The organism is Sphingobium sp. FW305-3-2-15-F-TSA7 (assembly GCF_058787155.1).
On record NZ_JBYSZM010000010.1, the window covers coordinates 134,898 to 160,381 of the forward strand.

The 25,484-nt window shown below is 65.4% G+C and carries 18 protein-coding genes; 12 read left to right on the forward strand and 6 right to left on the reverse strand.

Features of this window, described 5'->3' with window-relative positions; translation table 11 throughout:
* Positions 1-227: 227 nt before the first annotated feature.
* A complete protein-coding gene (locus tag AC3WN8_RS10160; protein WP_492669290.1) occupies positions 228-2,369 on the forward strand; it encodes a TonB-dependent siderophore receptor in 2,142 nt (713 codons plus the stop codon).
* A gap of 48 nt (positions 2,370-2,417) precedes the next feature.
* Here the strand turns inward: AC3WN8_RS10160 and AC3WN8_RS10165 are convergent, their stop codons facing one another.
* Positions 2,418-3,374 carry an alpha/beta hydrolase gene (locus tag AC3WN8_RS10165; protein ID WP_492669291.1) on the reverse strand — a complete coding sequence of 319 codons (957 nt, stop codon included), beginning with the start codon at positions 3,372-3,374 and terminating at the stop codon, positions 2,418-2,420.
* A 163-nt stretch (positions 3,375-3,537) separates the two neighbouring features.
* On the opposite strand from AC3WN8_RS10165, the gene AC3WN8_RS10170 reads away from it, so the two are divergent.
* The 4 genes from AC3WN8_RS10170 to AC3WN8_RS10185 all read left to right on the forward strand — a co-directional run bounded on the left by AC3WN8_RS10170 (position 3,538) and on the right by AC3WN8_RS10185 (position 9,413).
* Positions 3,538-5,751 (forward strand): TonB-dependent receptor, encoded by a 2,214-nt coding sequence (locus tag AC3WN8_RS10170; protein WP_492669292.1) that lies wholly within the window; start codon positions 3,538-3,540, stop codon positions 5,749-5,751.
* Between the two features lie 279 nt (positions 5,752-6,030).
* Entirely contained in the window at positions 6,031-7,092 is a 1,062-nt protein-coding gene (locus tag AC3WN8_RS10175; protein ID WP_492669293.1) for a class I SAM-dependent methyltransferase, read from the forward strand.
* 36 nt (positions 7,093-7,128) lie between these two features.
* Positions 7,129-8,823 carry a hypothetical protein gene (locus tag AC3WN8_RS10180; RefSeq protein WP_492669294.1) on the forward strand — a complete coding sequence of 565 codons (1,695 nt, stop codon included), beginning with the start codon at positions 7,129-7,131 and terminating at the stop codon, positions 8,821-8,823.
* A gap of 119 nt (positions 8,824-8,942) precedes the next feature.
* Positions 8,943-9,413 (forward strand): hypothetical protein, encoded by a 471-nt coding sequence (locus tag AC3WN8_RS10185; RefSeq protein WP_492669295.1) that lies wholly within the window; start codon positions 8,943-8,945, stop codon positions 9,411-9,413.
* Between the two features lie 23 nt (positions 9,414-9,436).
* Here the strand turns inward: AC3WN8_RS10185 and AC3WN8_RS10190 are convergent, their stop codons facing one another.
* Entirely contained in the window at positions 9,437-10,639 is a 1,203-nt protein-coding gene (locus AC3WN8_RS10190; protein ID WP_492669296.1) for a dipeptidase, read from the reverse strand.
* 229 nt (positions 10,640-10,868) lie between these two features.
* Between AC3WN8_RS10190 and AC3WN8_RS10195 the strand changes: the two genes are divergently transcribed.
* On the forward strand, positions 10,869-11,393 hold the full coding sequence (locus AC3WN8_RS10195; protein ID WP_492669297.1) for a hypothetical protein: 525 nt from the start codon (positions 10,869-10,871) through the stop codon (positions 11,391-11,393).
* A 57-nt stretch (positions 11,394-11,450) separates the two neighbouring features.
* Here the strand turns inward: AC3WN8_RS10195 and AC3WN8_RS10200 are convergent, their stop codons facing one another.
* Positions 11,451-11,984 (reverse strand): hypothetical protein, encoded by a 534-nt coding sequence (locus AC3WN8_RS10200; protein WP_492669298.1) that lies wholly within the window; start codon positions 11,982-11,984, stop codon positions 11,451-11,453.
* A gap of 137 nt (positions 11,985-12,121) precedes the next feature.
* On the opposite strand from AC3WN8_RS10200, the gene AC3WN8_RS10205 reads away from it, so the two are divergent.
* The gene (locus tag AC3WN8_RS10205) at positions 12,122-12,388 is read left to right on the forward strand and encodes a hypothetical protein (protein ID WP_492669299.1); all 267 of its coding nucleotides are present in this window, start codon (positions 12,122-12,124) and stop codon (positions 12,386-12,388) included.
* Positions 12,389-12,520: 132 nt separating this feature from the next.
* Here the strand turns inward: AC3WN8_RS10205 and AC3WN8_RS10210 are convergent, their stop codons facing one another.
* The 3 genes from AC3WN8_RS10210 to AC3WN8_RS10220 all read right to left on the reverse strand — a co-directional run bounded on the left by AC3WN8_RS10210 (position 12,521) and on the right by AC3WN8_RS10220 (position 17,980).
* Positions 12,521-14,347: a DUF885 domain-containing protein gene (locus AC3WN8_RS10210; RefSeq protein ID WP_492669300.1), complete on the reverse strand. Its 1,827-nt coding sequence runs from the start codon at positions 14,345-14,347 to the stop codon at positions 12,521-12,523.
* A gap of 119 nt (positions 14,348-14,466) precedes the next feature.
* A complete protein-coding gene (locus AC3WN8_RS10215) occupies positions 14,467-15,282 on the reverse strand; it encodes a hypothetical protein (protein WP_492669301.1) in 816 nt (271 codons plus the stop codon).
* A 49-nt stretch (positions 15,283-15,331) separates the two neighbouring features.
* Positions 15,332-17,980 carry a winged helix-turn-helix domain-containing protein gene (locus AC3WN8_RS10220; RefSeq protein WP_492669302.1) on the reverse strand — a complete coding sequence of 883 codons (2,649 nt, stop codon included), beginning with the start codon at positions 17,978-17,980 and terminating at the stop codon, positions 15,332-15,334.
* A gap of 331 nt (positions 17,981-18,311) precedes the next feature.
* Between AC3WN8_RS10220 and AC3WN8_RS10225 the strand changes: the two genes are divergently transcribed.
* The 5 genes from AC3WN8_RS10225 to AC3WN8_RS10245 all read left to right on the forward strand — a co-directional run bounded on the left by AC3WN8_RS10225 (position 18,312) and on the right by AC3WN8_RS10245 (position 25,464).
* Positions 18,312-19,379 carry a threonine aldolase family protein gene (locus tag AC3WN8_RS10225; protein WP_492669303.1) on the forward strand — a complete coding sequence of 356 codons (1,068 nt, stop codon included), beginning with the start codon at positions 18,312-18,314 and terminating at the stop codon, positions 19,377-19,379.
* A 171-nt stretch (positions 19,380-19,550) separates the two neighbouring features.
* Positions 19,551-21,125 carry a hydantoinase/oxoprolinase N-terminal domain-containing protein gene (locus tag AC3WN8_RS10230; RefSeq protein ID WP_492669304.1) on the forward strand — a complete coding sequence of 525 codons (1,575 nt, stop codon included), beginning with the start codon at positions 19,551-19,553 and terminating at the stop codon, positions 21,123-21,125.
* Positions 21,126-21,127: 2 nt separating this feature from the next.
* Complete coding sequence (locus AC3WN8_RS10235) at positions 21,128-22,267, forward strand: S-methyl thiohydantoin desulfurase family protein (protein ID WP_492669305.1); 1,140 nt, start codon at positions 21,128-21,130, stop codon at positions 22,265-22,267.
* Positions 22,257-23,240 carry a quinone oxidoreductase family protein gene (locus AC3WN8_RS10240; RefSeq protein ID WP_492669306.1) on the forward strand — a complete coding sequence of 328 codons (984 nt, stop codon included), beginning with the start codon at positions 22,257-22,259 and terminating at the stop codon, positions 23,238-23,240. The genes AC3WN8_RS10235 and AC3WN8_RS10240 overlap by 11 nt, the downstream gene beginning before the upstream one ends.
* Before the next feature lie 46 nt (positions 23,241-23,286).
* Positions 23,287-25,464, forward strand: coding sequence for a TonB-dependent receptor (locus AC3WN8_RS10245; RefSeq protein WP_492669307.1), 2,178 nt, complete (start codon positions 23,287-23,289; stop codon positions 25,462-25,464).
* Positions 25,465-25,484: the final 20 nt, after the last annotated feature.

Genomic DNA, 25,484 nt, shown 5'->3' on the forward strand with positions numbered 1-25,484 from the left:
TCAACATGCTTGGTGCATGATGTGCAGCTGAAGAACGCCTCAAGCGGAACCGGCGTTCCAGAGCGGTGATGTGCGATCATGGTTAGAGGTCGGTTCCGGTCCGGATATGCGCACATCAGCCGATCCATCTCTTGCAACTGCGAGTAAATCGCATTAGCGACACGCGCCTCGAAAAGGTGAATCATCGCCGCCGTCAACGGTTCGTTGTGGTCGAAAAGGGGAAAATGATGCGTCGTTCAATGCGTTTGCTGCTGACGGGCTCGGCATGGTTGTTCGCGCCGGCACAGCTTCACGCACAGCAGACGCAGCAGCCGGAGGCGGCGACCGACGACGAAACCGACGAGACCATCGTCGTGACGGGCTATGGCCGAACGAACCAGCCCACCGCGGCGACGGGGCTTCCCCTCACGCCTATCGAAACGCCGCAGACGATCAGCGTCATCACCCGGCAGCAGATCGACGATCAGGCGATGACGTCGATCAACGACGCGCTCGATTTCGCCGTGGGCATTTCCAAGAAGGACGTCGATCGCGGGCGCAGCGCGATTTCCGCGCGCGGCTTCGAGGTTCAGAATTTCCAGCTCGACGGTGCGCCCTTCGTCAACGGCAATGTCGGCTTCGGCGAAACGAGCACCGCCCAATATGAACGCGTCGATCTGGTGCGCGGCGCCGCGGGCCTCATGCAGGGCGCGGGCGATCCCTCGGCGGTGGTGAATCTGATCCGCAAACATGCCGATGCGCGCGAATTCGCCGGCTATGTCAGCCTCGATGGCGGGTCCTGGAACCGCATCGCTGCGACTGTCGATGTCCAGTCGCCGCTCAATGCGGCCGGTACGGTACGCGCCCGCGCCGTCGCCCAGGCCTATCGGCAGGATGGTTTCGTCGATCTGGAGAAGAAGAAGGGCCTTCTCCTCTACGGCGTGATCGACGCCGATCTGGATGATCGCACGAAGCTGTCGGTCGGCGCCAGCTATCAGCGCGACGAGCGCGACGGCGTGATGTGGGCGCAGCTTCCCTATTGGTTCAGCGACGGCACGCGGACCAACTGGCCGCGCTCCAGGACCACGGGCACCGACTGGGGGCTATGGAACACCACCGAGATTTCGGCCTTTGCCACGCTGTCGCACGAACTGGGCGGAAACTGGCATATTCGCGGCGATATCGGCTATCACAAGGGCCTGGAGAATTCGAAGCTGTTGTGGCTCGACGGCATACCCGATCGGGTGACGGGCGCCGGCGTCGGCACCTCCGGCTATTGGTATAATGCCGATCCCGAACAATGGCATGGCAGCATCCAGGCCAATGGTTCCTTCTCGCTGCTCGGCGGCGAGCATGATCTGGCCCTTGGCGCGATGGCGAGCTACCTCGAGGACGGCTGGAGCAATCGCGATCCCGTTTCGATCGACCCGATCGCCGATTTCAATCGCTGGGACGGCCAGCTCGCCGAACCGGAATGGGCTGGCCGCTATGTGATGAGCATGGGCAATACCACCCAGGCGGCACTTTACGCCACGACGCGGATCAGCCTGTTCGACGGGCTGAAGTTCATCGGCGGCGGGCGGCTGAGCTATTTCAAGCGCAACGAACTGACCAGCGGCGGAGCCCTCGACTACAGGCTGAAATACAAGAACCAGATCACGCCCTATGCCGGGCTGGTCTATAATATCACCGACACTCTGTCCGCCTATGCGAGCTACACCAACATCTTCAAGCCGCAGGGCAATTACCGCGACCGCGAAGGCCGCCTGCTCGATCCGCTGGAAGGCAAAAGCTACGAAGCGGGAGTGAAGGCGCTGCTGCTCGACGGCAAGTTGCTGGCGACCGCCGCAATCTACCGCATCGAACAGGATAATCTCGCGGTTCCCGATCCGGGCCAGCTTGTGCCCGGTACCCCCAATCCGGCCTATCGCGGTGCGAAGGGAACCGTCTCCAAAGGTTATGAGCTGGAAGTCGTCGGAAAGATCACGCCGCAATGGGACGTCAGCGCCGGGTGGAGCAGCTATAGCGCGAAGGATGCCGATGGCGTGCACGTGCTCGCGCACCAGCCGCGCCGCGTGTTCAATTTCGCGACCAAATATGCGTTCACCGGCACGCTCGACGGCCTCAGCCTGGGCGGCGCGGTCAAATGGGAAAGCCGGCCGCCGGTCACGGCGGAAAATCCCGGCACCGGGGTCGTGCAGCCGATCGGCCAGCCCGCCTATGCCATCGCCAATATCATGGCGCGTTATGAACTGAGCGAGCAGGTGTCGCTGCAGCTCAATGTCGACAATCTCTTCGATCAGCACTTTTTCAGCGGCAATGTCTGGTTTCCCGGCTTCGTCTATGGCGAGCCGAGAAACGCGCGGGTGACGCTGAAGTACGCATTCTGACGATTGCGGGCGATCGGGCGCGGGGGCAGGGGCTTCCTGCCGCCCGCGTCAGGGCGTGTCGGCAAAGGCGTGCTGCAGTGCGTCGCGCAGCGCGGGCCAGTCGCCGGTGGCATGGGTTTCGCCCGGAACGACACGGTAGGAGACCTGAAGCGGTTCCTTGCCCAGCCGTTCCGCCAGTTCGCGTGCATTGTCGACCATGCGCGCGCGGATACTGAGATCGGCGATGTTCAGCCATGACGGATCCCGTTCCTTGCCCGGCGGCGGGGATTGCTCATATTCGCCCGCGCTCAGGAACAGCCGGCGCCCGGTCTTCGCCTTGCGCAGCCGGTCGGCAAGTCCCGGCAGCAGCTTCAGCACCTGCTTCTCGCCATACCAGATCGAGGGGCTGGACGAGACATAGGTGCGGAACAGCTCGGGCCGCCGGAACAGCGCCTGTAATGTGAACAGCCCGCCCAGGCTGTAGCCCGCGATCGTGCGGCGATCGGCATCGACGGGTTTGCCGGCCTCGACGCCGGGGATCACCGTGTCGGCGACGAAGTCGAGAAACGCCTCCGCGCCGCCCTTCGCCGTCATCGGGCGCAGCATCTCCGTGCCCTCGGGCACCGTCGGGGTGTAATCGAGCTGGCGGCGCGAGTCTCCGGGATAGCCGATGCCGACGACGATGCCCGGCGCCATCCCCGAATAGGCGCCCAGCCGATTCTCGAACTCGGCGGCGATCCCGAAGCTTTCGGTGCCGTCGAGCAGATAGAGGATCGGATAGCCGCCGGGGGGCGGGGGGTCCTTGGGCCAGGCGATATAGATCAGATAGTCGGCGCCCGCCGCCGAGCGCATCGTCCGCACTTCGGATCGCGGCATCACATAGGGGGTGCCGGCGGTCGCGACCGGCGATGCCGGCGCCGGATCGGCGGTGAGCGCGGCCGACGGCGTCATGCCGATCGTGGCTGCCAGCACCGGGATCAGCACCCGCCATTTCCGAACCGCCATGCCGTCGCCCATCCTCATCATCATCATCCCCTTGCCTGAGTATCAGCGCCCGCCGGGCCACCGACAAGCGCCGTTTTCCGCCGATCATCACCTCTTTTGCGCGCAGCTTGACTGAATACATAGATAATACATAATGTGTGCACAAGTGCGGAAAAGCGCTTGATCATAATCAGGGGGAAACAGGATGAACGGATTGCGGTTGAATCTGCTTGCGGGTGCGAGCGCCATGGCCTGTCTCGCGAGCGGCGCGGTGGCGCAGGAAACGGCCACCGGCGACGGTCAGGTCGCGGATATCGTGGTGACCGCGCAGAAGCGCGAGCAGCGGCTGCAGGATGTGCCGATGGCGGTGACGGCGCTGTCGGCAAACGACCTGATCGACAAGAACCAGACCAGGATCGAGGATTATTTCCGCGCGATTCCGGGCCTGTCGCTCAGCCCGCTGGCCAATGGCCGCTACAATCTGTCGATCCGCGGTGTCACCACCGGCGTTTCGACCAGTCCGACGGTGGGCATCACGATCGACGACGTGCCCTATGGTTCGGTCTCGATCCTCGGTTTCGGCAGCCGTTTCTTCCCCAATCTCGATCCCAGCGATCTTCAGCGTATCGAGGTGCTGCGCGGTCCCCAGGGCACGCTCTACGGCGCCAGCAGTCTGGGTGGCCTGCTCAAATACGTCACCCGGGATCCCTCGACGACGCGGTTCAGCGGCCGGGTGCAGGCGGATCTGAGCGCAATCGAGGATGGCGGCATCGGCGGCGGCATCCGCGGCTCGGTGAACGTGCCGCTGGTGGAGGATAGGCTCGCGCTGCGCGCCAGCGGCTTCTATCGCCGCGACGGCGGCTATGTCGACGATCCCGCACAGGGGCGCAAGGATGTCGACCGCGCCAATGTCTATGGCGGACGGCTGTCGCTGCTGTGGAACATCGCGCCCGGCGCGACGCTCAAGCTCGGTGCGCTTTACCAGAAGATCAGCGGCGACGGTTCGAACCAGATCGATACCGACAGCCAGTTGCGCGAAACGGTGGGTGACCTGGCGCATAAATGGCAGGTCGGCACCGGTTCCTATTCCAACCGCACCCAATTCTACAGCGCCAACCTGACCGTCGATCTGGGCGGCGGCGTCGATCTCGGCGCGGTCACCGGCTATTCGATCAACGATTACAAGACGATCGCCGACCCCAGCGCATCCTATGGCCCCTATGCCGCGCTCGTCTATCCCGTCACCGGCGCCGCGATGCCCTATGGCTTCCGCACCAGCAAGATCTCGCAGGAACTGCGCCTGTCCGCGTCGGGCCCGTTGCTCGATTGGCTGGTCGGCGGTTTCTTCACCAAGGAGAAATCGACCGACTATTTCATCGCCTATGGCGCGGACGTGACGACCGGCGCCTATGCCGGCGTGCTGTTCGATGAAGTCGACGAATTCCATTATCGCGAGCTGGCCGCGTTCGGCGACGTGACGGTGCATATCGCGCCGCGCTTCGATCTCCAGCTCGGTGCGCGCTACAGCGGCAACCGCCAGCGCTATCACAGCCTGATCGCGATCCCCGAACCGATCCAGTTCCTGTTCGGGCCGACCACCGATTTCCGCGAGACGTCGAGCGACAACGCCTTCACCTATGTGATCAGCCCCAGTTTCAAGGTGACGCCCGACATATTGGCCTATGCCCGTGTCTCCAGCGGCTATCGCCCCGGCGGGCCCAATGCGGGCGATTTCGACGCCAGCACGCCGCGCGCGTACAAGGCGGACCGGACGATCAATTACGAAATCGGCATCAAGGGATCGGCGTTCGGCCGGATGCTCACCTTCGATCTCGCCGCCTACAAGCTCGACTGGAAGAATATCCAGCTTGCTTTCCACGACCAGAATACCGGATTTCTCTTTCTCAAGAATGCCAGCGCCGCGGTGAGCAAGGGGATCGAGGGCTCGTTCGAGCTGCGCCCGGCGCAGGGCCTGTCGATCTCCGGCAATGCCTCGATCAACGAGGCGAAGCTGACGGCAGACCTGCCGGCGGCGGGATCGTTCGGCAAAAAGGGCGATGTGCTGCCCAATGTGCCCAAGTTCAGTGCGACCTTGTCGGCGGAACAGAGCTTTCCGATCGCGGGCGGGCTCGACGCGTTCCTGGGTGGATCGGTCAGCCATGTCAGCAGCCGCCGCGTCGAATTCCCCAATAGCGCGGCCGAGCTCCGCATGAGGCTGCCCGCCTACACCGTGGGCGACGTGCGCGTCGGCGTGCGCGACGACCACAAGTCGCTCACCGCCTTCGTCACCAATATCGGCAATTCGCGCGGCGCGCTCTTCTCCGGACCGCTGGGCAGCCGGGCGTTCACCACCAGCCCCTTCTACAAGCTGGTCGTCCAGCCCCGCACCTTCGGGCTCACCGCCGCCTATGATTTCTGAGAGCTCGTTTGAGAAAGCGCGGAAGAGCGCTTTCCAGTGACGGTACCAGCCCGCTCCCCCGCCCAACCACCCGATACAGTATGATCCTGTCGGGTGGTTGGGCGGGGGAGCGGGCTGGTACCGGCTTTCTCAAACAGACTCGGATCACGCGATCCCCGAACAGCCATGGCCGCCGCGCCATGGCTGTCCGGTCGCCCTGTCCCCCCGATGGTGATATATTGAGGCCGATACCGAGCCAGTCTGGAGAGTCGACGCGATCACAAGCAAGGGAGCAGGACGATGTCACCGATCTTGGACGAAGCAAGGCTGCATGCCTTTGTGGGAAAGATGCTGGGCGACCTTGGCGGCGCGATGAGCGTCCCGACCGTTCGGCTCGGCATGCGGCTTGGACTGTTCGACGCGTTGAGCGAGGCACCCGCGACGGCGGGCGAACTCGCGCAAAGGGCCGGTGGCCTTCACGAGCGATATGTACGCGAATGGGCGCTCGCCCAGGCCGCGAACGGCTATATCGATTTCGATGCCGGTCGGGACATGTTCAGCCTGTCGCCCGAACAGGCGATGGTATTCACCAACCGGGACAGCCCGGTCTTCCTGGCCGGCGCATTCGAACTCGTCGCGGCGATGATCGAGGCGGAGGCAAAGGTCGAGGAATGTTTCCGGCACGGCAAGGGCATACGCTGGGGCGATCATGCCGGCTGCCTGTTCTGTGCCACCGGGGCCTTTTTCCGGCCGGGCTATGTCAACAACATCGTCCAGGCATGGATCCCGGCGCTTGACGGCATGGAGGCGCGGCTTCGCTCCGGTGCCCGGGTCGCCGATGTCGGCTGCGGCGTGGGGTTCTCGACGCTGCTGATGGCGCAGGCATATCCCGACAGCCATTTCGTCGGTTTCGATTTCCACCAGCCTTCGATCGAGGAGGCGCGGCGCCATGCCGAAGACCACGGCCTTGGCGATCGTGTGCGCTTCGAGGTGGCAAAGGCGAAGGAGATCGCCGAGGACGGTTTCGATCTTGTCACGATGTACGATTGCCTGCACGACATGGGAGACCCGCTTGGCTGCGCGGCGCATATGCGCCGCATTCTGGCAGCGGACGGAATCTGGATGATCGTCGAACCGATCGCCGGGGACGGGCCCGCCGACAATATGAATCCGGTCGGGCGGCTCTATTATAATGCGTCGACGATGATCTGCGTGCCGACATCGCTCGACCAGGAAGTCGGCGCGGGATTGGGCGCGCAGGCCGGAGAAGCGCGGCTGACCCGGATCATCAAGGATGGCGGTTTCGGGACCGTCCGCCGCGCGACCGAGGGGCCATTCAATATGGTGCTCGAAGCCCGCTGATCCCGGAAAGCGACCAAGCTGAGATGGAGGACGCTGATGGTCGACAAGTCTGTGCTGGTTGCATGCGCCGCGGTCTTGTCGTTCGCTTCGCCGGCTCTCGGGCAGGCGCCTGCACCGCATCAGCATGAACCTCCGGAGCAGCTCGGGACGGTGGATTTTCTGATTTCATGTGCCGCGGCGGCGAAGCCGCATTTCAATCGCGCGGTGGCCTGGCTTCATTCCTTCGAATATGAGGAGGCGGAACGGGCGTTCCTTCGCTCGGCCGAGGCCGACCCGCACTGCGCGATGAGCCATTGGGGGATGGCGATGAGCCAATACCATCCCTTATGGGCGCCCCCGACACCGTCCGAACTGGAGAAGGGGCGGATCGCCATTGCGCGGGCCCAGGCCATTGGCGGACGCTCGCCGCGTGAGCGCGCATTTATTTCGGCGCTCGCGGCGTTTTACGCGGACACCGATCATGTGGGGCATCGGGAGCGGACATTCGCTTATGCCGATGCGATGGAACGGCTCTATCGGCTCGACCCGTCGGACCGCGAAGCCGCCGTCTTCTACGCGCTGTCGCTCATCGCCGCCGGCATGATCGATGCTGATGAGAGCTTTGCCCGGGAAAAGAAGGCGGCGGCGATCCTGGACGCGGTGCTCGCTGTCCAGCCCGACCATCCGGGCGTCGCGCATTATCTGATCCACAGCTACGATTATCCGCCGCTCGCGCATCTCGCGCTTCCCGCCGCCCGCCGTTACGCCGGCATCGCACCAGCGTCCGCGCATGCCCGGCATATGCCGTCACATATCTTCATCCGCCTGGGCTTGTGGGCGGAAGCGGTCCGTTCGAATCTGGCGGCAGAGGCCTCTGCCCAGGCCTATGCCAAGCGACATGGATTGCCGGGATCCTGGGATGAACGGCTCCATGCCATGGATTATCTGGCCTATGCCTATCTCCAGATGGCGCAGGATTCGAAGGCGGACCGGGTGCTCGACGATCTGAACGCGATCGAACGGGTCGACCCGGCCAATTTCAAGGTTGCCTATGCCTTCTCCGCCATTCCGGCCCGTCTGCTGCTCGAGCGCCGGCAATGGAGCCGGGCGGCTGGCTTGGTGCTCCCTCCGAAGGCGCTTCGTGCCGTCCCCTGGTCGCAATTCCGCTGGGCGGAGGCACATGTCCATTTCGCGCGAGCCGTCGGCGCCGCACGCAGTGGCAATGTCGGACTCGCACATAGCGAGATCGCTATGCTGGATACCGTCCGCCAGGCCCTGGTTGGCGCCGGCGGGAATTATGACTGGGGTCTCCAGGTTCAGATCGAGCGCGAGATTGCGGCAGCCTGGGCCGAGGCGGCCGAGGAGAGGGGGACGGAAGCATTGCAACGGATGCGTTCGGTAGCGGATCTGGACGATGCGACCGAGAAACATCCGGTCACGCCGGGATCGATCCTGCCGGCACGTGAGCAACTCGCCGAACTGCTGCTGGAACAGGGCAAGCCAGCAGAAGCATTGGCGGAGTTTGAACGGTCTCTGAGCCGCGCGCCAAACCGCTTTGCCGGCCTCTACGGTGCCGCCAGGGCTGCCCGTGCGGCGGGTGACGCCCAACGGGCTGCCAGCTTCTTCACCGCCCTGTTGGACGTGAGTTGCGATGGTGATGGGGCACGGCCCGAGCTCGACGAAGCAAGGACCTTCGTCGCCTCGACGGGAGGGCGGCCATGCGCCGGACGGCGATCCGCACCCGCCCGGTGACGCTGGAACGCGTTGCCGATTGATCCCGTGTCCGGACGCACGCAACCGGGCGCCGGAAACTGCGTTATGACCCTCGTTCAAGGACCGACAAAGGGGGTTTATCTGTGCGGATAGGGATTTTGGCCGGTATCGTGCTGATCGGAATGGCGGCGCAGGCGCAAGGCCATGGACCGGCCGCCAGGACTGACCTATCGGTCTATGTCGGCAAATATCCGTTCGATGCGGTAAAGGGCCACCGCTTCCTCGACCATCCGGCGGTGAAGGCGGCGATCGCCGCAGCGATGCCGGACGCGACAATGCGCGAAGGCATCCGGACCGTTGACGACAGCGTCAACGTTCCGATCGTCACGGTGGGCGGCCGTATCCTCGTCTGGGGCGGTGCCCCGCACGCCGAGGATCGGTATAATTGGGCCGTGGCGATCGCGCCCGACGGGTCGAAGCCCGAAATCTGCATCTATGACGGGCTGGGATATGACGAGGAATTCCAGTCGTCGCAATGGTTCGAGCCGGGCCAGGCTGGCATCATGAAACAGGGCAAATGCCCCTCGTCGGGCGAAGACTATCCGCCGCGCGAGATCGTCGCGGGATGAAGGCCGGCTGAAGGGGCGCCGGCTCAGGCGCCCCAGATGTCGCCCAGATAGCGGACGAAATTCTGGCCCAGTATCTTCTCGATCCGCCGGATCGAATGGCCCCGCGATGCCAGCCGATCGGCCAGCGCCTGGAACTGGCCGGGTCCGGTCAGCCCGCGCGCATAGGGCAATATGTCGGGATATTCGCCCGGCGCCGCGACGCCGGCCTTGGCGCGTTCCGACACCATCTTTGCCCAGGGCGCGGCCTGGATCGCCCGGTCGGGGTTGAGCGGCGCCACGCCGTAATCGGTGCCGATGCCGACATGATCCTCGCCGCACACCTGGATCGCATGTTCGATATGCGCGACGACGTCGTCGATATCGGCTTCCCGGCCTTTCGCGCGCGCCAGATACATCACCCAATAGATGCCGACATAGCCGCCGCGCTCGGCGACCAAGCGCAGTTCCTCGTCGGTCTTGCTGCGCGGCGAATCCGCCACTGCCTTGCAGCCGGTATGGGTGATGGCGATCGGCTGTTTCGAAAAGCGCGCCGCGTCCAGGCAGATGCGCTGGCCGCTGTGCGACAGGTCGACGACGACGCGGCGATTGTTGAGCCGCCCGACGACCTCGCGGCCGAAATCGGTGAGCCCCGGATTGCCCGGTGCCATCGATCCGCCGCCCGCCCGGTTCAGGCTGTTATAGGTCAGCTGCACGATCCGCAGGCCCAGATCGGCGAACACGTCGACCCGCTCGGCCTTGTCGTCCAGCATCGTCGTGTTCTGCACGCCGTAGATCAGGCCGATCCGGTTGCGCGCCTTGGCGTCGCGAATATCCCTGGTCGTCCAGATCTTCGTCAGCGTGGCGGCATTGTTGCGGACGAAATTGTCGTAGCGGCCGATCGCCGTCGTGCAGCTTTCGAAGCTCTCGGCGTCCAGCGTGATGTTGACCGCGGTCAGGCCCGATGCCAGCCCCGCCTGGATCGCGCCCGGGCTGATCATCATCCGGCTGTCCCGCTCCAGCTCGGGTGGGCGCGGACCATAGCTGTCGTCCAGATCGCCCAGGCTGTTGACGATCGTCATCCGCCTGATGTCCACGCGTCCGCGCGCTCTCGTCGGTTTGCCCTGCGCCAGTGCCGCGCCGCCGATCCCGCTTCCCGCCAGCGCCGCGATCATCGTGCCCGCGGCGGTCCCCATGAACGCCCTGCGCTCGATCCCCGCTTTCGCCTGAAACGCCCGGTCCTCATCCATCCTCTATTCCCTCCGGCTCTGCGGCGCCTGGACGGGCGCGCTCTTATGGAGTCGACCATAGGCGTGAGTCCGCGTCCGCAGGAAGCGTGTTTTGGACAGATCGGCGCATCATTTTGCCTGTCGCGCCAATTCGATCCTGTTGAGGCGCATGCTTCAACCATCCGTTATAATCGTTTCAGGCGGGGCCGAGTTCGCATATCATGGACTAAGCATCTGGAAGGAAAAGCATATGAAGATCATCGCGGGTGGCGTCCTTCTGTCCTTGCTGCTTTCGGGCACGGCGTTGGCGCAGGAAAAGCGGGACGATCTCGACAAGGCCGGCGACATCGCCAGCCAGCCGGTGCGCGATCTCGGCATCAAGAAGGGCGAGATACCGGAGGTGCTGCAGAAAGCGGTGCAAAACCCTTACACAGCGCCGCCACGCGGGTGCCGCGCGATCAACGTGCAACTGGGCGAACTCGACGCCGTGCTGGGCGAGGATTTCGGCGTCGGCACCGAAGCGAACGAGAACCGCACCGGAAAGATCGCGGAGGCCGTCGGCAAGACCATCGTCAATTCGCTGATCCCTTTCCGCGGCCTCGTCCGTGAAATCAGCGGCGCCGCACCCGCCGAGCGCCGCCTGCAGGCCGCCGTCGCCGCCGGCATCGCCCGCCGCGGCTATCTGCGTGGGTTGGCGAGCGGGAGCAATTGCAAGATCGCCCCGATCGCGCCGCCGCCCGTTGAGAAGAAGGATGAGGAGAAGGGGCGGAAGTAACGGTTTCGCTGCCGCCTCTTCTCTATCCTCCGCACGTCGAGCTGTTGGATCGGCCGTTCAGTCCAGGTGCCTGACGAGCGGCGGATCGAGGGCGGCGACGTCGAACCGCGCTTCGTTGCAACTGATCACCCAATGGCGCAGTTCGCTGTCGGAGTCATCCTCGCCGGCCGTGATCGCGACATAGTTGGGATCCGCGTTGGACTCGGCCTTTATCCAATCCAGAAAGGCGCTTTGAGTCCCGTGGTCGCGGATTGTCGCCGTGCTCGAAGGCCCTGCTGGAAACGGGTCTCCCCGCGTGACGAAACCCACCACGACGGGCCAGCTGATTTCATATGTGGCATCGCTCGAATGCCGAATGATTTCACGAGATGTGAGGCCGAGTTCGGGAAGTTCCTCCAGTGCAGGGCCCCGTCCGGTCCGCTCTTCCGCCACGATCCGTAGGCCGCGGTCCCCCAGGACTTCGACGGATATGAGAAATGGGGGATGCAGGATGTTCGGGAAGGTCATGCGCGATGGATAGGTAGGCAACGCATCCTCCGCAACACTGACGTCAAAGCCTTGTACACACGCACGCTTCTCAACCCATCGCATTGAACATGGGCCTCATCGTTCGTCCAGGAACGTAAGGTTCTTCGGGGGCTTTCACGATTTTCGGAAATAGAAAGCGGAGTATCGCGCTTGAGCACCGATTATCGACGCGTTGACCGCAGAAGATGCGGACAAGAGGGGTGCAAGGAAAACCCCGCCAGGGCTTCGGCTATATGATCGGACGGGAGTGGTATGGAGAGGCGCCGCTGCCCTTCGCGGCATGGCTGTTGAAACAAGAGGATCGAGACGAAAGGCTGGACGCGCTGATCGCGGCCGCAAAGGCTGATGACGGCTTTCCCGAGCGAGGGACGCCCGACAATGTCAGACGGCGCCTGGGCGTGATGCTGACGGACCAGGAGGTGTTGCAGGCGCTCGACGATGCCGAGCTCGACTGGATGTGCGTCTAAGGCAGTTTCTCACTGGACGGAGTTGCCTCCGGGCCCGGCCATGGCTCCGGTGACGATGCGCTGAACCCGCATGCACAAAACCCTGACAGCCTTGTAAGCATGCTTGGAACGAAGTGCACCGTCACCGCATGATCATTTCCGCGCGTCCGCGATGTAGCGATCCACCTGTTCCTCCAGCACGTCCAATGGCAGTGCGCCCTGGCTCAGCACGGCTTCGTGGAAGTCGCGGATGTCGAAGCGCGACCCCAGCGCCTTTTCGGCGCGGGCACGCAGCTCGGCGATCCTGAGCTGGCCGACCATGTAGCTTGTCGCCTGGCCCGGCCAGTTGAAATAGCGATCGACCTCGCGCGCGATATCGGTGTCCGATACCGAGCTGTTCGATCGGAAATAGGCGATCGCCTGTTCGCGCGTCCAGCGCTTGGAATGGATGCCCGTGTCCAGCACCAGCCGGATCGCACGCCACACCTGGAGCGACAACATGCCCAGCCGCGAATAGGGATCCTTATAGACGCCCATTTCGCCCGCGAGTCGCTCCGAATAGAGTCCCCAGCCTTCCATATAGGCGCCGTATCCGCCGAACTTGCGGAACTTGGGAATGCCGATCAGTTCCTGCTGTCGCGCGATCTGGAAATGATGCCCCGGCGCGCCTTCGTGTGCGGCGATGCCGTCCACCTGGATCTTCTGCGTCTGGTTCATGTCGATCAGGTTTACATAATAGATTCCGGGCCGCGATCCGTCGGCGGAGGGCTGGTTGTAGAACGCGGTCGAGGCCGTTCCCTCGCGCCATTTCTCCACTGCACGCACTTCCAAGGCCGCCTTGGGCAAGGTGCGGAAATAACGCGGCGCCGCCGCCATCACCGAGGCGATCACGCCGCGGGCGTCGCGCAGATATTCCTCCCGGCCCGCTTCGGTGTTGGCATATTTGAACTGGGGATCGGTGCGGACGTGGTCGAAGAATTGCTCCAGCGTGCCCTTGAAGCCGACTTCCGTCTTGATCGCTTCCATTTCCTGCCGGATCGCCGCCACCTGGCGAAGGCCCAGCTGATGGATCTGGTCGGCGGTCAGCGCGGTCGTGGTCGAACTCTTCAGTCGATCGGCGTAGTAGGCCGCGCCATTGGGCAGGCTCCATGCCCCGAAATTGCCCTTGGACTGGGGCTCGATCTCGTCGATCGCGGCGACCAGTATGTCATAGCCGCGCCGGAAGGGGCCGGTCAGTGCTGTGCGCGCATCGTTCAGCAACGCTTCCTTGTCCGCCGCCGGCGCGTTCAGCGCGCCCACTTTCTTGGTGAAATCGGCCATCAGCGTCGAATCCGGCCCGCTGTCGAACGGCGCGCCGGTGACCACTTTCAGCGCATCGGCGCGGGCCGGCGCGAAATTGACCTTGTTGGGCACGATCCCCGCCGCCGCCTGCTCGCGCATCAGCGCCGCCGTTTCGCGCATCACGCGCTCGGTATCGCGCAGCCGCGCGATATAGGCGCGGGCGTCGGCAACGGTGTCGACCTTGTGATTGTTGATCAGCAGCACGGGAATGTCGCCCGCCGGGCTGCCCGTGGTGGAAACCGGAAAGGCCAGCTTGCGGAACTGGAAGGATTCGCGGCCGCGCGTCACTTCATATTCGAACAGGCGATAGCTGACGCGCGCGCTTTCCCCCAGCTGGTCGGACCGGAACCGCGTCTGCATCTCCTTGAGCTGCTTCTCGGTCAGGTTGCGCGCGCGTACCGCCGCGGCGTCGGTATAATCGTCCAGCCGGTCATAATCGGTCTTGAAGCCGAGTCGCGTCTGCGCCTCCGGGCTCAGCGCCATCTGCGCGTCGAATGCCTGGTCGAGGAACTCGAGCAGGGCCTGGTCCTGAACGCCCGCCTGCGCGGTCGGGCTAGGCATTGGCGATGTCGGTGCGGGCGCGCTTGCCTGGATCAGCGGGGCGAGGGGCAGCAGCAACAGGGCAAGGGCTTTACGCATGGGACTCTCCTATCAACGGCGCGCTTTTCGCGCGCCGCCGCGTTCCATGCAATCGCTTCCCGGAATTTTCGGACGGTGGCGTGTGGCAGCAGGGCTGCCGGGCGTTTCGCGCGCCCGGCTCAGCTTTCGGTATAGCGCAGCAATAGCCAGTCCCGGCCTGTCAGCAGTCTTGCGAGCGCGTCGGCCGCCTCTGCCGGACTGCCAGCGTAGAGCGCGGCGATCCCGGTCGCGAGCGCTTGTGCCGTCGCCTCGTCCAGCGGCCGTTCGCGGCGGAAGCCGAGAAAGCGCGATCCGATGCCGAATAGCGACAGGCCGTATTCCGTCTCCAGATGCCGGGCGAGGACGAGATTCTGCATCGGGTCGAGATCGGATCCGAAATAGCCGTTGGGAAAGGCCGCGATCGCCTCCGCCGCCGACGTGACGGGGACGAACTGGAAGATCACCTCGCGCTCCCCGGCGATGCGCAGCGCCGCGTCGGGATCGTTGTTGACGGTGATCGGGTCGTTCGCGTCGCCCGGGGTTTCCCAGTCGAGCAGACCTGCGACGTCGCCAAGCGCGACCGGTCCGGCGCGTTTCAACAGATTGGCGAGGCGGATGGGGAATTCGGCTGGGGTGGAGAGATAACCGCGATGCTCGCCATCCTCGAACAGCGCCGCGTCCAGCCCGGAGAGATCATGCCCTTCGATATCGTCGAGATCGTTGGCGTCGGTGCCGTGGCCTGACGTGTAACAGGCTTGGCCGAGATCATCGAGCGAGGCGAGGACGCGGCGATCGGCACGCTCCCGCTGCAGCCGGGCATGAAGCGCCAGCAATGCCGCGAAGTCGGGAAGATCATGCGCCGTCACGCCGTCGCACAGCAATGTGTTGAAGGTTCGCGGCATCGCCTGGGCAAAGGGCACCAGCGTCAGCGGCTTTTGGCGTTTCCATCCGAACATGGCGATATCCGGGCAGGCGGGTGCCCGCTTGTCAAGCGCGTGCCGCCGCTCAGGCGGCGATCAGTCCGCGCTGCGTGGCGACTTCGATCGCCAGGCGGCGGGTGTTGACGCCCAGTTTGCGGAAGATGTTCTTCATGTGGAACTTGATCGTGTTGTCGGTGGTGGAGAGCCGGCGTGCGATCTCCTTGTTCGATCCGCCTGTACGCAATTCCTGCAACACGCTGAGTTCGGCGGGTGTGAAGATGGCTTCGGCGGCACCGTCGGCCGCGCCGCCGCCGTCGAAGGCGATCAGCAATTGCGAGATCCAGGCATAGAGCGCCTCGGTCATCGCGCCGACGCCGATATGGGCGACGGTATCGCGGAGCAGCGCGCGGACTGCCGGCCCCTCGTCGAGGAACGGGCGGACAAGGCCTTCGCGCATCGTTTCGGTCAGGGCCTGGCGCATGCTCGAGACCGCCAGGTCGAGCTCGCCCGCCTTGCGGAAGGCGATCGCCTTGAGGATCCTGCACTGGATGAGGCGGAGGCCGGCATCGCTTTCATGAGACCGCCGTTCCAGCTCGGCGAGCCGTTCGAGCGCATGTGCCGGATCGTCGCGCGCGATGGCGAGCCGCGCCAGGCTGGCGGTCGCCTCGTCGCGTTCGATCCAGCCCGTCACCGGATAATGGCGGCCGGCGGCGATATCGGCGAGGCCGCTATCCGCCGCCGCCTGTGCCGCCGCCGCCACGTCGCCCGCGGCAAGCAGCAATTGCACGCGCTTGGAGGCGAGATTGAACGACAGGCGCGGCAGTCCGAGCCGCCGGGCAGCGTCGTCGCCCGCGTCGAGCACCGCGCGCGCCGCGCCGATGCCGTCCTCCACGAGCGCGATCGACGCCATCGTCCGATAGGCGGCGATATAGAGCTCGGTCCAGCCCTCGGTCTGTTCGATCGCCGTCATCGCGACCGACAGGCAGCGCTTCGCGGCGCCGAGATCGTTCGAGAGATAGTGGAGTTCGGCAGCGATCAGATCGAGCTGGTGGTGCAGCGCCGGGTCGAACGAGAAATGCGCGCGGATCTTCTCCGAACCGCTGGCGATCCAGCCCCGTGCCTCGCCGAGCTGCGCCTGGACGATCGCGATCATCGCGAGGTGAATGGGAATGAAGACCGTGCCATAGCCGATATTGCCGCTGGCGAACTCGTCCATGCTGGCAAGGAACGTCGCGCGCGAATTGAGCAGCCGGCCGTTGCGGAAATAGAGCAGCCCGAGCGTCGTGGTGAGGGTGCCGCGAAAGCCGTAATCGGCGGGATCGGCGCCGACGAGCAATGTTTCCAGCGGGCGGATCGCTTCCGGCGAGATGCCTTCGTCGACATAGGCGGCGTGCAGCGCGTCGAGTAGCTGGAGATCTTGCGTCGCGCCCGGCCCGAATGCGGCCGCCCGGCCGGGGCCGCGCGGGAACATCGCTTCCAGATCCTGGAACATCAGCGATCCCGCCTTGTTGTTCCCTTCCTTATATTTGAGGAAGGTCAGCGTGGCCGCCAGCCTGGGATGGCGGGAGATGCGGTCTTCGGGAAGTGCGGCAAGGACGCGGCGGACGTCGACCGAACGGCCCCGGCTGATCTGGCGCACCCAGCTGACGCTGGCTGCCAGTTCGATCGCACGATCCTGATCGCCCGCGGCGGCGGCATGTTCGATCGCGTCGACGATCCGGTCATGGTCGAGGAACCATTGGCTGGCGAGACGATGCAGCGTGCGCTTGTCGTGGCGATCCGAGACGGCGAGCTGCGCTGCCAGGAATTCGCGGAAAATCGGGTGATAGCGGAACCGGTCGTCATGGCCGGGCACCGCGAAGATCGGCACGTTGAGCGCGATCAGTTCCGCCAGCATCGCGCTGCTCGCCTCACCCTGGGTGAGATGCCGGGCCAGGTCGATCGGCAGTTCTCGGACGATCGCGGTGGCGAGCAGCAGATCGCGGCTCGCCTCGGGCAGGCCAGCGACGATCTCTTCCGCCAGATAGGCCGCCATCTCGCTCGCGCTGCCGGTGAAGCCGGGGAAGGGCGACGGTGTGCCCGCATGGCGGCTGGCCCAGAGCCGCGCAAGCTGGAGCGCCACCGGCCAGCCCTCGGTGCGTTCGAAGATCGCCGCCATCCCGGCTGAATCGAGTTCGTCGCCGAACAGGCGGCGGCCGTCGTCGAGCCGGAAACGCAGATCCTCCTCGTCGAATTCGAGCAGATTGCCCTCCGCGCGCAGCCGCGACACCGGAAAGCTGGGTCGCCCCCGCATCGCGACGACCAGCTTCAGCCGCTGAGGCCGGTGGCGGAGCAGCCATTCGATCACCTGGTCGTTCTGCCGCGTCTGCGCCAGGTGATAATCGTCGAGGAAAACGAAGGCCGGCGGTCCGTCCGCCGACAAGGCGTTGAGCAGGGTCGCCAGCGTTTCCGAGACCGATCGATCGGTGTCGGCGACCGCGCGGAGGACGGCACCGGTGAGATAGGCGATGAACCGCTCGGGATCGCGATCGTCCTCATCGAGGGCCAGCCAGGCCGTGGCGCTGCTGTCTGTCTCCAGATGCTGGTGGAATTGTGCGAGCAAGGTCGTCTTGCCGAAACCGGCCGGCGAGCGCAGCAGCGAGAGTAGGTGCGACCGGCCCCGGTCGAGCCGCGCGATCAGCGCAGTGCGCGGCACCGCATCGGCATTGAGCAGGGGCGGGCGGAGCTTGCTCAATAGCAAGGTTCCGTTCCATGCACCGCCCAGATCGCCGACCTTGCTGATCGCCTGCCTCCCATATGGCCAAGGGCGTTTTTCCCGCTGCCCACTGTAGCGCGCGGGCAACCGACATCAACGCTTGCCCGCCATGCCGTCCGGCTTCGCCGGTGCCGGGCAGGGCGCCAGCCTATCGCGTGCGGCGCGCATTTGCAGCGAGCGGCGGTGGGTGGAACGGCCGGCTAATCGGGGTAGGAACCGTATGCGAGGCGATCCCCGCCCTTGCGCCATGACAGGCAAAAACGCGATGATGGTGCCGGGCCGGCCGCGCCCGAATTCACGGAGATTGACGATGGACGACCAGGATCTGCTGCTGCGCGCCGGTTGCGGACGGACGCTGTCGCACCATGGCCGGGCAGATCCGCAATCGCTGCTGCGCGCACTGGCCGCCAGGCCGGAAGCGGCGCTGGCGGCCGATTTCTACGGAAATGGCGGTGCCGTCGCGCAGCTCGAAGTGCGGACGGCGGCACTGCTCGGCAAGCCGGCGGCGCTGTTCATGATCAAGGGCGTGACTGCGCAGCTTGCGCTGCTGAGCACGCTGACCGGGTGGCGCGAGGGTGCCGTCGTCATTCCAGCACTCGGCCATATGGCGGTGGACGAAGCCGATGCCGTCGATCACCTGATCGAGGCGCCGGCGATCCGGCTGGGCGGCGATGGTCCCTATGGCGTTGCCGATCTCGAAACGCTCGACGCGGAACCGGCGATATGCGTCGTCGAACTGCCGCTGCGCCAGGCCGCCTATCGGCTGCTGCCCTTCGAAGAACTGGAGGCGCTGTCTGCATGGTGCCGGGCACGGCGGGTGCACCTGCATGTCGATGGCGCCCGACTGTGGGAGGCTGCGGCGGGCTATGGCGTGGCGCCTGCCATGGTCGCCGCGCTCGCCGACAGCATCTATGTCTCATTCTACAAGGGGTTGGGCGGACTCGCCGGGGCGGCGCTGGCGGGCGATCGCGCGCTGCTGGACGCGCTCAAGCCCTGGAAGACGCGGCTGGGCGGCGATCTGCACACGGCCTTTCCCTATGCGCTGGCCGCGCTCGACGGGCTCGACCAGCGGCTGTCGCGCATGGCGGGCTATGTGGCGCGCGCGCGTGCGCTCGCTGCGTATCTGGCGGAGCGCGGTTTCGCGACGGTGCCCGATGTGCCGCACGCCAATGCCTTCCAGATCCTGCTGCCCGGCACGCCCGACGCGCTGATGGCGGCCAACCGCACCTTTGCGCGACAGCACGGCATCTGGCTGTTCAACGGCTTCCGTGCGACGCCCGACGGCCCGGTCGCTGCCGAGATCGTGATCGGCGACATGGCCATGGCCTTGGCGGATGCGGAGATCGGCGACTGGATCGCCGCGATGGTCGGTGACTGAAGCCCACCCGCCATTTCCGCACGCTTTCCCGCCCGTTTCAGCGTCAGGGTAGGAAAACGGGCGGCCGCGATCCTACCTGAAAAACCACCCCATCTCACTCTCCGGTTCGCTTTCAAGTCACCGGCCGCATCCGCATCATCAGGGCGTCACATGATCTGAGGATGCCTGTCGATGCGTATTGGGGTGGATGTTGGTGGAACGAACACGGACGCGGCTTTGCTCGACGGCCGCACGGTCGTCGCATCGCTGAAGACGCCGACGACCGAGGATGTCGGGTCGGGCGTCGTCGCATCGATCCGCAAGCTGCTGGGCAGCGCGCGCGTCGCGCCCGACGCGATCGACGGGGTGATGATCGGCACCACCCAGTTCACCAACGCCTTTGTCGAGCGCGTGCGGCTGAACGATGTGGCGGTGATCCGCATCTGCCTGCCCGCCGCGCGCAGCCTGAATCCGCTGATCGACTGGCCGCGCGACCTGCTGATGGCAGTGGGCAAGCGTATCTATCTGGTCGGCGGCGGCTACGAGTTCGATGGCCAGTTGATCGCGCCTTTGGACGAGGCGGCGGTCGCCGCCGCCGCGCGCGAGATCCGCAAGGCGGGGATCACCGCCGTCGCGATTTCCTGCGTCTTCTCGCCGATCGATGCGTCGATGGAGCAGCGCGCGGCGGAGATCGTGCGGGGCGAGATTCCGGGCGCGCGCGTCACCCTGTCGAGCGAGCTCGGCCGGATGGGGCTGATCGAGCGCGAGAATGCCGCGATCATGAACGCGTCGCTCGCCGACCTGTCCGAACGCGTCGTCAATTCCTTCGGAGAGGCGCTGCGCAGCCTGGGTGTGACCGTGCCCTTCTTCATCAGCCAGAATGACGGGACGCTGATGAGCGCCGACTTCGTCGCGCGCTATCCGGTGCTGACCTTCGCGTCCGGCCCGACCAATTCGATGCGCGGCGCCGCTTACCTCTCCGGCCGCAAGGACGCGATCGTCGTCGATATCGGCGGCACCACCACCGATGTCGGCGTGCTGGTGAACGGTTTTCCGCGCGAATCCTCGCTCGCCGTCGATATCGGCGGGGTGCGCACCAATTTCCGCATGCCCGATATCCTGGCGATCGGCCTGGGCGGCGGCACGCGCGTCGACCCGCAGGACCCGCGCCGGATCGGCCCGCAATCGGTGGGTTATCGCCTGCCGCGCGAGGCGCTGGTGTTCGGCGGCGAGACGCTGACGACGACCGATATCGCGGTGGCCGCGGGCATCGCCGATATCGGCGATCGCGGTCGCGTGGCGCATCTGGACGCAGCGTTCGTCGATGCGGCGGTCGACGAGATCCACCGCAAGGTGGAGCAGGCGATCGATCGCATGAAGACTTCCGCCGACGATACGACCGTGGTGCTGGTGGGCGGCGGCAGCGTGCTGATCGATCGCGAACTGAAGGGCGTCGGCGAATTGCTGATCCCCGAGCGCTCGTCGGAGGCCAATGCGATCGGCGCCGCTATCGCCCAGGTGGGCGGAGAGGTCGACCGCGTCTTCCATTATGCCGAGACCGGCCGTGACGCCGCGCTGGAACAGGCGCGCGCCGAGGCGGTGCGCCGCGTCGTCGATGCGGGTGCCGAGGCCGACAGCGTTTCCATCATCGAGGTCGACGAACTGCCGCTTTCCTACGCGCCGAGCGGCGCGGTGCGCGTCCGTGTGAAGGCGGTGGGCGAGCTGGCGACCGTCACCCAACTCCAGCCCGAAGTCGAAGGGGTCTGACCATGGAACTCAACCGCGAAGACCTGATCGATTATGCGACCGGCGCAACCTTCCTGGGCACCGGCGGGGGCGGCGATCCTTATATCGGCCGGCTGATGCTTCAGCAGGAATTCGACGAGGGGCGCCGCGCCGACATCATCGATCCGCTGGACCTGCCCGACGACGCGCTGGTGATCACCGCCGCGGGCATCGGCGCGCCGACCGTGATGATCGAGAAAATCCCGTGCATGATCGCCGCCGAGCAGGCGGTGCGCGCGGTCGAGGACCGGCTGGGGCGCAAGGCCGATGCGATCATCTCGATCGAGGCGGGCGGCGCCAACGGCACGCTGCCGCTGGTGGTGGCGGCGCGCATGGGGCTGCCCGTGGTCGATGCAGACGGCATGGGGCGCGCCTTTCCCGAGCTGCACATGGTCACCTTCAGCGTCTATGGCTGCAAGAGCGCGCCGCTGAGCCTTGCGAGCGAGCGCGGCGACCTGATGAGCATCGAGACCGAGTCCAACATACTCGCCGAGCGACTGGCGCGCGGCGCGGTCATCAATCTGGGCGCGATGGCGCAGATCGCGCTTTATCCGATGAGCGGCGCTGACGTGAAGCGGACGGCGGTGCCCAACACGCTGACCCTGTCGCTGCGCATCGGCCAGACGATCAGCGCCGCGCGGGCGAGCAAGCAATGCCCCTTCACCGCGCTGATCGATTTCTTCGCCCAGGCCAATCCGCCGCGCCATGCCCGCATCCTGTATGACGGCAAGGTTTCCGACGTGCTGCGCGAGACCCAGGGCGGCTTCGCGCGTGGTGCTGTGACCCTGGTGCCGATCGAGGGCGATGACGAACCCTGCCGCATCACCTTCCAGAACGAGTTCCTGACCGCTGAAAAGGCGGGGCGGACGCTGACGATGGTGCCCGACCTGATCACCATACTCGACCGCGAGACCGGCGAGCCGATCACCACCGAGGCGCTGCGCTTCGGCCAGCGGGTGAAGGTGATGGCGGTGGGCGTGCCGCCGATCATGCGCACGCCCGAGGCGCTGGCGACCTTCGGACCGCGCGCCTTCGGATTCGACATGGATTTCGTGGCGGTAGAGGATCTGCCGCTGGACGGGCTGGCGCCCGCCGCCGCCCGGAGCCCCGCCCATGCGGACTGACGCGATCGTCCTGCGCCGCCATGGTGGCCCCGAGGAGCTGCTGCTCGAACAGGTGGAACTGGCCGAACCGGGCCCGGGCGAGATTCTGTTACAGCATGCTGCGATCAACGTGAATTTCCACGATACCTATGTCCGCACCGGCCAGTACCGGACGCTGGCGCTGCCCGGCATTCCGGGGCTGGACGCGGTGGGCGTGGTCGAGGCGGTCGGCCTCGGCGTCACGCATCTGGCGGTGGGCGACCGGGTCGCATGGATCAGCGGCGCCTATGGCGGTTATGCCGCGCGACGGATCCTGAGCGCCGATCTCGCGGTTCGCCTGCCCGACGGCATCGGCGACGCGCAGGCGGCTGCATCGCTGATGAAGACCTTCACCGTGCGGATGCTGGTCAAGGACTCCCACCGGGTCGAGGCCGGCCAGACCGTGCTGGTCCATGCGGCGGCGGGCGGGGTGAGCCAGTTGCTCTGCCAATGGTGCAAGGCGCTGGGCGCTCGGGTGATCGGCACCGTCAGCAGCGAGGCGAAGGCGGAGATCGCGCGGGCCAGTGGCGCCGACGAGATCATCTTCTACCGGTCCGAGGATTTTGTGGCGCGCGTCGATGCGCTGACCGATGGCGCGGGCGTTGCCGCCGTCTATGACTCGGTCGGTCGCGATACTTTCGCCGGATCGCTCCGCTGCCTCGATTACAGCGGCACGCTCGTCAATTTCGGCCAATCCTCCGGCCCAGTCGAGCCGTTCCGGCCGTCCGACCTGGCCGTCCGGTCGCTCAGCGTCACCCGGCCGATCCTGTTCCACAAGATCCGCACGCCCGAACAGCTTCGCACCTATGTCGACGAGACGTTCGACGCGTTCGATCGCGGCGTCGTGCGCCCGATCGATCCCGACATCCTGCCGCTGTCCCGCGCCGCCGACGCGCATCGCATCCTCGAAGCCGGGGAAAGCCGCGGCGGGATCGTGCTGGCACCGGATCAGTGAAGTAAAAACCGTGAATGAAAACAGTAACTTGATTGGGGAGTTCAAGATGATCAAAAAGATGATTCCGACCATGTTGGCCGCGACCATGCTGAGCCCGCTGGCGGCGGGCGTCGCGATGGCACAGGAGGCGCCGGCCAAGGCCGAAGCAGCGACCGACGAAGGCGATATCGTCGTCACCGCGCGCCTGCGCGCCGAAAGCCTGCAGGACGTGCCCGATTCCATCGCCGCCTTCAGCGCGAAGGACATTGCAGCCGCCGGCATCGACCAGATCCAGGACATTGCAGACATGGTGCCCAATGTGATCCTGCGCAAAGGCTTCCGTTCGGGCGAAAGCAACATCACCATCCGTGGCATCACCTCGGGCCGCCAGGGCTGGCCGCCCGTCGCCTTCGTGATCGACGGGGTGAAGGCGACCTCGATCGACGCGATGGAGCAGGGCACTCTGCTCGACGTCGAGCGCATCGAAGTGCTCAAGGGGCCGCAGGGCGCGCTCTACGGCGCTGGCGCGATCGGCGGCGCGATCAACATCGTGACGCGCAAGCCGAGCCAGGATTTCGAAGGCCGGGTGCAGGTGAGCTATGCGCGCGGCAACGACATCAAGCTTTCGGGTGGGGTTTCCGGCCCGATCGTCGCCGATACGCTGTTCTATTCGGTCAGCGGCTATTTCAACGACACCGACGGCATCGTGAAGACCGCCAACGGCACCGGTGCGGTCGATGCGCGCCAGCAGAAGACCGGGCGTGCGCGGCTGTTGTTCACGCCCAGCGACAAGCTCAGCTTCGACCTGCGGGCCTCGATCACCGACTCGCACGGCTCCGCGCCGGGCACCGTCGACAAGATCGCCAATGCCGCGCTGGTCGACGAATTCCGCACCGCCGCCAATCCCGGCCCGTTGCGTCGCAAGGGCTATCTGGGTCGTGAGGAGCGCCGGTTGGTCGATGTCTCGATGCGCGCCGAGGCGGATCTCGATTTCGCGACCTTCTCGACCGTGCTCGCCTATCAGGACATCAACCAGAGCCTGTTCGGCACGGTGAACTATGAAGGCGGCCCGGCGCCCGCCAACCGCACTTTGTTCGGCGGCGCCACCTATGGCGACGCGGCGACGCCCGGCCAGGTGATCGACGAGTTCCAGGACCTGACCGACAATTTCGAGACCTATAGTGCGGACATGCGCCTGACCTCCAAATCGGACCAGCGGCTGCGCTGGGTGGTCGGGTTGGAGCTGGCGCGGCGCCTGTCCTACACGCATCTGGGCGCGGGGCAGCTCATTGCCGGATCGCCGGTCAAGCGCACCTATCTGCTCGACCGCTGGGATCGCAAGCTCGACAAGATCTGGGGCGTCTATGCCCAGGCGTCGTACGACATCACCGACGGGCTGGAGCTGACCCTGGCCGGCCGCTATGACGAGGATAATTACGGCAACACCCGCGTCACCGATCCGCGCACCGACACGCCGATCAAGGTGACCGATCCCGCGGGCAATCTGGTCGATACGCTGAAGGCGAAGGACAGCGCCTTCACCCCCAAGGTCCAGCTTGCCTATTCCTGGACCAAGAAGATCATGACCTACGCGACTTATTCCGAAGGGTTCCGGTTCGGCTTCTTCAATTCGGGCAACCGGGCGCTGTCCGAAGCGACCAAGAATTACGAGATCGGCCTGAAAAGCCAGTTCTTCGACAATATCCTGACCTTCAACGCCGCTGCCTTCCGTATCGATTATTCGAACCAGCAGGTGACGCAGACGATCGCGACGCCGCCGTTCCGCACCACTACCAACATTCCGCGCACCAAGATCATGGGCTTCGAGGCGGACGTGGCGTTGCAGGCGACCGACAAGCTGCGTTTCTCGGGCGGCATCGGCTATACCGACGCGATCGTGCAGAACGCGGCGAAGACCCGCGCGCCGTTCACGCCGAAATGGACGGCCAATGCCTCGATGCAGTGGCAGGAACCGGTGAGCGACACGCTCGATTTCGTGAGCCGCGTCGATTACCGCTACCAGAGCGGCATGTTCCTGCGCGTCAACGAAGTCTTCCCGATCAAGGACAAGACCTTCATCGACGCCCGCATCGGCGTGGAGAACGACCGCTACAGCGCCAAGCTGTTCGTCGAGAATCTGCTCAACACGCAGCAGGCGCTGAGCCTGTCTCCGTTCGCGGGACTGTTCAGCCGCACTTTCAGCCCGCCGCGCAGCTACGGCATCGAAGTGCAGTATAAATTCTGATGCACGGGCGGGCGGGGGCG